8 protein-coding genes are annotated in these 9,829 nt (G+C 70.5%); 1 reads left to right on the plus strand and 7 read right to left on the minus strand.

The genetic code is table 11. The features are described from left to right. Positions 1-311 precede the first annotated feature (311 nt). The 7 genes from V7Q31_RS15225 to V7Q31_RS15255 all read right to left on the minus strand — a co-directional run bounded on the left by V7Q31_RS15225 (position 312) and on the right by V7Q31_RS15255 (position 6,782). The gene (locus V7Q31_RS15225; RefSeq protein WP_333834716.1) at positions 312-842 is read right to left on the minus strand and encodes an OsmC family protein; all 531 of its coding nucleotides are present in this window, start codon (positions 840-842) and stop codon (positions 312-314) included. 4 nt (positions 843-846) lie between these two features. Continuing rightward, entirely contained in the window at positions 847-1,251 is a 405-nt protein-coding gene (locus tag V7Q31_RS15230) for a MarR family winged helix-turn-helix transcriptional regulator (RefSeq protein ID WP_333834717.1), read from the minus strand. Between the two features lie 309 nt (positions 1,252-1,560). Beyond that, positions 1,561-2,343 carry an ABC transporter ATP-binding protein gene (locus tag V7Q31_RS15235; protein ID WP_333834718.1) on the minus strand — a complete coding sequence of 261 codons (783 nt, stop codon included), beginning with the start codon at positions 2,341-2,343 and terminating at the stop codon, positions 1,561-1,563. Further along, positions 2,340-3,188, minus strand: a complete 849-nt coding sequence (locus V7Q31_RS15240; protein ID WP_333834719.1) for an ABC transporter ATP-binding protein — start codon at positions 3,186-3,188, stop codon at positions 2,340-2,342. Before V7Q31_RS15240 ends, V7Q31_RS15235 begins: the two co-directional genes overlap by 4 nt. Next, positions 3,181-4,110 carry a nickel transporter permease gene (nikC, locus tag V7Q31_RS15245; RefSeq protein WP_333834720.1) on the minus strand — a complete coding sequence of 310 codons (930 nt, stop codon included), beginning with the start codon at positions 4,108-4,110 and terminating at the stop codon, positions 3,181-3,183. Before nikC ends, V7Q31_RS15240 begins: the two co-directional genes overlap by 8 nt. Further along, positions 4,107-5,171 carry an ABC transporter permease gene (locus V7Q31_RS15250; RefSeq protein WP_333834721.1) on the minus strand — a complete coding sequence of 355 codons (1,065 nt, stop codon included), beginning with the start codon at positions 5,169-5,171 and terminating at the stop codon, positions 4,107-4,109. The genes nikC and V7Q31_RS15250 overlap by 4 nt, the downstream gene beginning before the upstream one ends. 9 nt (positions 5,172-5,180) lie before the next feature. Then, positions 5,181-6,782: an ABC transporter substrate-binding protein gene (locus tag V7Q31_RS15255; RefSeq protein WP_333834722.1), complete on the minus strand. Its 1,602-nt coding sequence runs from the start codon at positions 6,780-6,782 to the stop codon at positions 5,181-5,183. Positions 6,783-7,002: 220 nt separating this feature from the next. On the opposite strand from V7Q31_RS15255, the gene pip reads away from it, so the two are divergent. Continuing rightward, the gene (pip, locus tag V7Q31_RS15260) at positions 7,003-9,756 is read left to right on the plus strand and encodes a prolyl aminopeptidase (protein ID WP_333834723.1); all 2,754 of its coding nucleotides are present in this window, start codon (positions 7,003-7,005) and stop codon (positions 9,754-9,756) included. The last annotated feature ends 73 nt before the right edge of the window (positions 9,757-9,829 follow it).

Consider the following 9,829-nt stretch of genomic DNA (forward strand, 5'->3'; position numbering starts at 1 on the left):
GAATGGCCGCCTACCGCGCTCCGCGGGTCTCCCCGCGACCGGCCGGAACCGGGAGCTCCCAGTCGGTCGACCCCGAGGACCCCGTAGCGGCGCACGTCGCCGGGATCAACGCGCGTGCCCGGGGGCTGCTGGCCGCCGGCGCGATGATCGAGGACAGCGGCCTCTCGGCGGCGGTGATGGAGCGCTACGTTGGCTGGGAGACCCCGGAGGGCCGCACGATGCTGGCGGGCGAGCGCAACCTCGCAGTTCATGTCATCGATGCTCGCCCTCCGGCTGCCGGGCGTCGTCCGCCCGGCCCCCGTCGCCGAAGCTCAGGCGGCCAGCGTCCCGCTGACCGGGGTCATGTTCTTGATGTTGTCGAACATGGGCGACCCGATCTCGGCGGCCTGCCTGATTTCCTCCAGCACCGCCGGGTTCGCGTCGCTCTCCACCTTCACGGTGTAACTCAGCTCGCCGAACCCCGGCCGGACGGAGGGATCGATGGCCAGATAGCCGCGCAGGTCGAACGGCGCGTTCACGGTGATCTCCAGCCCGGTGAACTCCACGCCCCGCAGCTTCGCGTGGGTCGCCCAGCCGATCGCGAGACAGGAGCCGAGCGCGGCGAGCAGCAACTCCATCGGATCGATGTGGGCGTCCATGCCGCCGAGCGGGGCCGGCTCGTCGGTGCGGATCGTGAAGCTGCGCGCGGAGGTGACCGCCTGCGCGCCGCCCGTCCAGACGGTCTTCGCAGAGAAGGAGCCCTTGGCCTGCTCGGGGTGGTCGACCAGATGCGCCTTGGTCTTCTGCATCGCCTCGATGTCGAGGCTCGCGGCGCAGGTCATGTCTTCGGCGACGGTGGTCATCGGTTCAGTCTCCCTGTCGTTGTGGAACGCAGCCAGCGGCTGCTGTCGCGCCAAGGCGGCCGAGGATGGTCCTCAGCGTCGCCTGCTCGCCTGGGGGGAGCGATTGCAGGAACCGCTCGCAGATCCCGTCCTGCGCCGCCATCAGCCGGGCGCGGGCGGCGCGTCCGGCCGCGGTCAGCGCCACGCCGACGGCGCGCCGGTCGCTTTCGGGCCGGGCCCGCTCCAGCAGGCCCCGCGCCGTCAGCTTGTCGACGACGTAGGTGCCGGTGCCGAGGCTTATCCCGACAGCGGCGCAGAACGCTTTCATGCGGATTGCCCCCGCCTGAGGCGTCGCGCGCAGCGCCGAGCATTCCCGCGGCGCCAGCGGGGGGTCGAACGCGCTGGCCTCGGCGCGTTCGGCCTCGGCCATCGCGTCGCTCAGCGTCCGTATCGCCAGGCCGAGGCCTGCCGGGCCATCGTTCTTCGACTGGATGTCCATTGATTTGAAGTTCAAACATTTTGGAGATCAAGTCAATCGCGTCGCGACACGATCCCTGGGACGGCGGCGCGCAAGCTCCCGGTTGCGGCCGGTCGCGGACCGCAGGCCCAGGAGGGAGAGCATGAAAAACCGTGGGGCGCCGACGAACGTTTGAGCGTGGTAGGCTGTGCTCATGGGCGGTAGGCGACGTACGGATAGCCGATCCGGCGGTCTTTCCGACGCCGTTCTCAAGCCTGACGGTCAGGCCGGTGCCGTATCGGACGACGCCGCGCTTCGGGTCCAGCCGCGGCTGGAGGCCAGCAGGGCGCGGGTGTAGGGGTGCCGGCAGCGGGCGGCGCGGATCGCGTCCGCGTCGATCTGCTCGACCACCCGACCCTCGGTCATCACGGCGATGCGCTCGCACAGATGGGCGACCACCCGCAGGTCGTGGCTGACCAGCACATAGGTCAGCCCGCGCGCCCGGCGCAGGCCGTCGAGCAGGTTCAGAACGCCCGCCTGCACCGACACGTCGAGCGCCGAGGTCGGCTCGTCCAGCAGCAGCACCTCGGGCTCGACCACGAGACACCGCGCAATGGCCACCCGCTGGCGCTGGCCGCCCGATAGCTGGTGCGGATAGCGGTAGGCATAGTCGGGCGACAGGCCGACGGCGACCAGCGTCTCCGCGACGCGGCGGTCGCAGTCGCCGATGCCGTGGATCAGCATCGGCTCCATCAGCACGCTGCGCACCATCTTGCGCGGGTGCAGCGAGCCGTAGGGATCCTGGAACACCATCTGCACGCGCCGGAAGAACGCCCTTGGCCGCGGGCGCCGCGCCGGCGCGCCGTCCAGCGCCACCACTCCGGCGTAGGCGTTCAGTCCCGCGACGGCGCGAAGGACGGTGGACTTGCCCGACCCCGATTCGCCAATCAGACCGAACGCCTCGCCCTTCGCCACGCTGAAGGTCACGTCCTGCGCGGCGTGGACAGCCCGGCTGCCCTCGCCGAACGTGACGGAAAGGCCCGCGACGTCGAGCTTGGCCGTCATGCGGCGGGGCCTTCGAGCCACGACGGGTCGCGTTCGGGCACGACGAGCCGCTCGACCTTGCGGTCCAGCGGCGGCAGGCTGCCGAGCAAGGCGCGGGTGTAGGGGTGTCGCGCCTTAGGCAGTTCCGAGGCCGGCAGCGCCTCCAGCACCCGGCCGGCGTACATCACCAGCACCCGGTCGCAGAAGTCCGCGACGAGCGGCAGGTCGTGGCTGATGAAGATCAGGCCGAGCCCCTTCGCCGAGACGCGCTCGTCGAGGATGTCGAGGATCTGCCCGCGCACGGTGACGTCCAGCGCCGAGGTCGGCTCGTCGGCGATCACGATGTCGGGCTCGGCGGCGAGCATCATGGCGATCATCACCCGCTGGCCCATGCCGCCGGACAGCTCGTGCGGATAAAGCCCCAGCACCCGCTGCGGGTCGCGGATGCGCACCTGCTCCAGGAGGTCCAGCGCCCGTTCGCGGGCCTCGGCGCGCGACATGCGCGCGTGCAGCCGGCAGGACTCGACGATCTGCCGCTCTACCTTGTGCAGCGGGTTCAGCGAATAGCGCGGGTCCTGCAGGATCATGGCGATGCGCCCGCCGCGCAAGTTGCGCATCTGCCGCTCCGGAGCCGTCAGGAGGTCCACGCCCGCGAAGCGCAGCGCATCGGCCGTGGCGCGGGCTTGCGGGGGCAGGAGGCGCATGATCGCCCGGCCCGCCGTCGACTTGCCCGAGCCCGACTCGCCGACGATGCCCAGCCGCTCGCGCCCCAGCGTGAAGGAGACGCCGCGCAGCACCTCGTTCCAGCCCGATGGAGCGGGGTAGGCGACGCGCAGGTTGCTCACCGTCAGCAGCGGCTCAGCCATGGCGGGGGTCCAGCACGTCGCGCAGGCCGTCGCCCAGCAGGTTGAACGCGAGGCTGACAAACAGGATCGCAAGGCCCGGCATGGTGGCGAGCCACCAGTTGGTCAGCATGAACTGCCGCCCCGAGGCGAGCATCGCCCCCCACTCCGGCATCGGCGGCTGGGCGCCGAGGCCGAGAAAGCCCAGCCCGGCGGCCGTCAGGATGATCCCGGCCATGTTCAGCGTGATGCGGATGACGACCGAGGGCACGCACATCGGCATGATGTGCCCGACGATGATGCGCGTGGCCCCGGCCCCCATCAGACGCGCAGCAGCGATGTATTCGGCCTTGCGCACGCTCAGCGTCTCGGCCCTCGCAAGCCGTGCGATGGGCGGCCAGGCGGCCAGCGAGATCGCGATAATGGCATTGTCGATCCCCGCCCCCAGCGCCGCGACGAAGGCGAGCGCGAGGATCAGCGCGGGGAACGACAGGAAGACGTCCACCACGCGCATCAGCACGATGTCCACCCAGCCGCCGAAGTAGCCCGACGTCGCCCCGACGATCAGCCCGATCGGCCCGGCGATCGCCGCGGCGAGAAAGGCGATGTAGAGCGTGATGCGCGAGCCGTAGATGATCCGGCTGTAGATGTCCCGGCCGAGGTCGTCGGTGCCGAACCAGTGCGCGGCGGACGGCGGCTGCAGCCGCCGCGTCAGATCCTGCGCGAAGGGGTCGTGCGTGGCGACCAAGGGCGCGAACAGCGCCGCGAGCAGCAGCGCCAGCAGGATGACGAGGCCGACCATGGCCGCCGGGTTCCGCGACAGGCGCCGCCAGCCCCGCCAGACTGCCTGCGCGCGGGCTTGCCCGGGCGACGCGGCGGTCGGCGCGTCCAGCCACTCCCGCAGGCTGCGCCGCCCGGGCGCTCCGGCGGCGTCGTGGGCGCTCATCGCGTCCTCGGGTCGAAGCTGCGATAGAACAGGTCCGCCAGCAGGTTCAGGCCGATGAAGATGAGCCCGATCAGCAGCACGCAGCCCATCACCGCGTTCATGTCCGACCGCAACAGCGCCGTGGTGAGGTAGCGTCCGAAGCCGGGCCAGGCGAACACCGTCTCGGTCAGCACCGCGCCCTCCAGCAGGAAGGCGTAGGACAGGGTGATCACGGTGACGAGCTGCACCGCGATGTTGGGGAAGGCGTGCCCCCAGATCACTGCGGCGCGGCTGGCTCCCTTGGCGCGGGCGGCGACGATGTATTCCTGCCCGAGCTGCTCCAGCATGAAGCTGCGCGTCATGCGGGCGATGTAGGCGAGCGCGCCGTAGGCGAGGATCGAGGCCGGCAGCACGATGCGGCTGAAGACGTCGCTGAACACGTCCCACTGACCGGCCAGCGCGGTGTCGAGAAGATAGAGGCCCGACCAGGGCTCAAGGTCCCACTGGTGGATCACGTCGATCCGGCCGGGCGCGCCGACCCAGCCGAGCGACGCGTAGAACAGCGTCAGCCCGATGAGCCCCAGCCAGAAGTTCGGCGCCGAATAGCCGATCAGCGCGACCACGCGCACCAGCTGATCCACCCATGTGCCGTGCCGCGCGGCGGCCAGCACGCCGAGCGGCACGCCGACGGCGGTGCCGAGCAGCATCGCGACGGTGGCGAGCTCCACGGTCGCGGGAAAGACGCGCAGGATGTCCTCGATCACCGGCCGGCCCGAGGCGAGCGAAGTGCCGAAGTTGAACGACAGCATGTCGCGCAGATAGGTATAGAACTGGACGTAGAGCGGCTGGTCGAGCCCCAGTTGCCGATACATCCGGTCGTAGGCTTCCTGCCCTGCATCGTCGCCGAGGATCGCCAGCACCGGGTCCAGCGGCAGCATGCGCCCGATGAAGAACGTGAGCGCGAGCAGCCCGAAGATCGTGACCACGACCGAGCCCAGCACTCGCGCGAACCCGGCAAGGCGGCGGACCGCCGGCCGGTCCGCCGCGCTCGGCGGACCGGAAGATGTGGCGACGTCGGCCATGGCGGCCGGTCAGTCCTTGTAGGCGCGGTTCATGTAGACGCGGAACGCATGCCAGGTCCAGTCCTGCACGTTGCTCCGCACCACAGCGTTGTTGGACATCTGGAACATGTATGCCCCGGGACCGTACTGCATGTGGTCCTGCTGCAGCGCGCGATAGAGTTCGATCTGCTTCTCGCGGTCGGTCTCGAACAGCGCCTCGCGCACCCGGTCGTTGAAGTCAGGCCGGTACCAGGACGACCGCCAGGTCGGATACATCCCCAGCGCCGCCTCGAAGCGGTTGTCGGGGTTGACCGCATGGCGCTCCAGCATCCCGTGCGCGTGAGGAATGTTGGTCTGCCAGGACGACAGCAGCGTGTCGAATTCCCGTCCGCGGAAGGCGGAGAACAGCTGCGCGTTGGCCATCTGCTCGATGTTGAGCGTGATCCCGACCTGCGCCGCATTGGCCTGGATGTGCTGGGCCACCGGTGCGGCGTAAGGCGGTGTGCCGATGAACATGCGCGCGGTGAAGCCGTCGGCGTAGCCCGCCTCGGCCAGCAGCGCGCGGGCCTTCTCGATGTCGAGCGAGAACGGCGCGCCTTCCTCCTCGTCGAGCGCCGCGAAGGCGCCCAGCGGAACGACGGTGTTGCGGGGGACGCCGGCGAAGGCCATCACCGTCTCGGCGAGCTGGTCGTAGTTGATCAGATAACGAAAGGCGAGGCGCACCCGGTCGTCGTCGAACGGCGGCTTCTCGTTGTGGAAGCTCATGTAGAAGATCTGGTGGTTCAGCGTGCTCATCAGCTGAACGTCGGGGTTCTGCGACAGGGCGCGCAGGTCCTCCGAGCCGAGATCGCGCGCCACGTCGACGTCGCCCTGCTCGATCAGCAGCCGCTGGGAGCCGGCCTCGGGCACATGGCGGATGATCCAGCGCGGCGTCTTCGGCGCCTCGCCATAGTAGTTCTCGTTCGCCTCGAGGATCACCACCTCGCCGGCGCTCCACTGGCGCAGACGGTACGGACCGACGCAGGCGGTGTTGGTGGTCAGATAGCCGTTGGCGCGGTCGTTATCGACCTCTTTCGTCTTGAGATACTCGCTGTCGAGCACATGGCCCACGCGGCCGGAGACCACGGCCTGCATGATGATGTCGAGCGGATAGGGGTCGCTGAGCGTCATCTGGAAGGTGTGGTCGTCCAGCGCGACGAAGCTTTCGACCGCGTTCTCCTTGGTGAAGCCGTAGGACGTCAGCATCGCGGCGTTGCCGAAGGCGAGTTCCACGACGCGGGTCATCGACCAGACCAGATCGTGCGCCGTCACCGGGTTGCCCGAGGGGTGCACGGCGTCGCGGCGCATGTTGAAGGTGATGACCATGCCGTCCTCGGAGACGGTCCAGCTCTCGGCCACCGCCGGCAGGATGCCCGCCTCGTTCTCCGGGTCGGCCATCACCAGGCTGTCGCAGATGTTGGTGATCAGTTCGTTGGTGACCACCTCGCCGATCTGGGCGGGGTCGAAGGTGCTGATGGCGTCGATGTTCCACGCCATGACCATCGTGTTCTGCGGCGTGCGCGCGAGCGCCGGTCCCGACGCCGCCACGATGGCGGCAACGGCGCAGCCGCCCAGAAAACGTGCTTTTGCCATTTTTTGCGATCCTCACCTGTCGGACTTGCCGACCCCTGTGAAGCCAACGCTGCCATAGCGGGCGGGGCGATGCCAGCCGTTTGTGCCCCGCAGCCGCCCTTGCGTGGGCGTTCGGCGAAAGCGGGCGCCATGGCCTTGCAACTGCCCGAAAAACCGGCGCTGATGCGCGGGCCGCGTCGGACAGCCCGGTCGACGACGGAATCGCTGTCGGAGGTCGACCATGCTGACGCCGGAAGGGCTTTATCCGCCCGCGGAGCCCTATCGCGTCCACCGACTGGAGGTGGCCCCCCCGCACGAACTGCATGTCGAGGAATGCGGCAACCCCGAGGGCGTCCCGGCGCTGTTCCTGCACGGCGGCCCCGGCGGGGGCGTGCGCCCTGCGGCTCGGCGGACCTTTGACCCCAGGCGATTTCGCGTCGTCCTGTTCGACCAGCGCGGCTGCGGCAAGTCCACCCCCTCGGGCGAACTGGACGGCAACACGACGCAGGCGCTGATCGCCGACATCGAGGCGATCCGCGCGCATCTGGGGATCGAGCGCTGGTTGATGACCGGCGGCTCATGGGGCAGCTTCCTGTCGCTGGCCTATGCGCAGGCGCACCCCGAGCGTTGTCTGGGCCTCAGGCTGCACGGGATCTTTCTCGGCGAGGCGGAGAACATCCGCTTCTGGTTTCACGGCATCGGCAAGCTTTTCCCCGACGCCTTCGAGGACTTCGCGGGCCACGTGCCGGAGCCCGAGCGCGGCGATCTTCTGGCGGCCTACCACAAGCGGCTGATCGACCCCGATCCGGCGGTGCACCTGCCCGCGGGCCTCGCGCTGCGCGGCTTCTCGGCGCGGACCCAGACGCTGCTGCCGAGCCCCGCGCATCTGGCGGCGCTGACCGAGCCGCGCGCGGCGCTGGAGATATCGCGGCTGTTCACCCATTACTGCGCGAACGGCTGCTTCATGCCCGAGGGCGCGCTGCTGGCAGGCGTGGACCGCATCCGCCACCTGCCCTGCGAAATCGTCCATGGCCGCTATGACGTGGTCACGCCCATGGACGGCGCCTGGCGGCTGCACCGGGCGTGGCCCGAGGCGCGCTTCACCATCGTGGGCCTGGCCAACCACGTCGCGACGCCCGAGGCGCCGGCGCTGTCGGCGGCGCTCACCGCGGCGACCGACCGGCTCGCCGACCGCATCGAGGGGCGCGGGCCGGGCGTCGAAGAATACGTCGCGCTCCGCGCTCACCATTCGCCCGCCCTGTCCGAAGACGGGGAGCGGCTGGCCTGGATCAGCGACGAGAGCGGGCTCGACGCGCTGTGGAGCATGGACCTCGGCCCCGGCGGCGCGCCCGCCCTGCGCGCCGCGCCCGGCGAGCGGGTCTACGCCGCCGCCTTCCGCCCGAAGTCGCGGGACATCCTGTTCGTCACCGACCGCGGCGGCGACGAGCGTCATCAGCTCTGGCTGCTGCCCGATGGCGCGACCGAGGCGCAGGCGCTGACCGACGATCCGCGCTGGGTGCATCAATGGGGCTGCTTCGACGCCGCCGGCGCGCGACTGGCCTACGCGTGCAACGCCCGCGACGCCCGGCACATGGACGTCCACGTCCGCGATCTCGCGACCGGCGAGACGCGCGCCGTGCTGACGGGCGAGGGCTGGCGCACGCCGATGCGCTTCTCGCCCGACGGCGCGACGTTGCTCGTGCAGGACAACCGCCGCGGCATGTTCGACGCCGACCTGCTGCTGCTCGACCTCGCCAGCGGCCGGACCCGGCCCGTTCTCGCGCGGATGAAGGCCCACGTCGCGGCGGCGCGCTTCATCGAGCAGGGCGCGGCGCTGCTGCTGGTGACGGACGCGGCTCGCCAGTTCCACGGCGTCGCGAGGCTGCCGCTGGAGGGCGGGGCGCCGGAATGGCTGTTCGCCCCCGAGGCGGACGTCGAGGCCGCGGCGCTGAGCAAGGACGAGCGGCTGATCGCCTGCGCGGTCAACGAGGGCGGCGCCTCCCGCCTCGTGCTAGTCTCGCGGTCGGACGGGGCGACCCGCACCGTGACGGGCCTTCCCGAGGGCCGCATCACCACGCTGCTGCTGGCGGCGCAGGACACGGCCGTGATCTGCGCGGTGAACTGCTTCGACCGCCCGTCGCGCCTCTTTCGCGTCGATCTCGCCACGGGCGAGACAACCGTGCTGGCCAAGGGCGCCTTCCCCCTCGCCGACAGCGACGTCGTGCGGCCCGAGACCGTGGCCATCGGGAGCTTCGACGGCCAGGCTGTCCCCGCCTTCGTGTTCGAGCCGCGCGAACCCCGGCCCGGCCGCCCGGCGCTCGTGATCGTCCACGGCGGGCCCGAGAGCCAGTACGCCGCGCATTGGCGGTCGGACGTGCAGCACCTCGTGCGCCACGGCTGGACGGTGGTCGCGCCCAACGTGCGCGGCTCCACCGGCTACGGCCGCGCGTGGCAGGCGGGCGACGATCTGGAGAAGCGGATGGACAGCGTCCGCGACCTCAAGGCCGTGCGCGACTGGCTGGCGGCCCGACCCGGGGTCGATGCGGCGAGACTGGTCGTATACGGCCAGTCCTACGGCGGCTTCATGGCCCTGGCGGCGCTGACCGAGTATCCTGACGACTGGTGCGCCGGGGCCGAGTTCTACGGCATCGCCGACTACAACAACCTGATGGCCACCACAGGCCCGTGGCGGCGTGCGTTGCGCGCGGTGGAGTATGGCGACCCCGACACGCCCGAGGGCGCGGCGATGCTCGCGGCCCTCTCGCCAATGCGCAAGGCCGCTCGGATCCGCGCGCCGCTGTTCATCGCCCACGGCGCCGACGACCCGCGCGTGACGCCGGCCGAAAGCGAGATGCTCTACGCCGCGCTGCGGGGGCTGGGGCGGACGCCGGTGATGCTGCGCATACCCTACGAGGGGCACGGCTTCGCCCGGTTGCAGAACCGGCAGGCGGTGTTTGGCGCGCTGGCGCGGTTTCTGGCCGAAGCGGTGGCGTGACGGGCCGGGCTGTCCCCCCGGGGACCTTTCCGAAGGTGGGGGCTTCAGGCTGCGATTGGCTGCTGAGCGAAGC

The organism is Rubrimonas sp., from assembly GCF_036788415.1.
In the GTDB taxonomy this organism is placed as follows: Bacteria; Pseudomonadota; Alphaproteobacteria; order Rhodobacterales; family Rhodobacteraceae; genus Rubrimonas.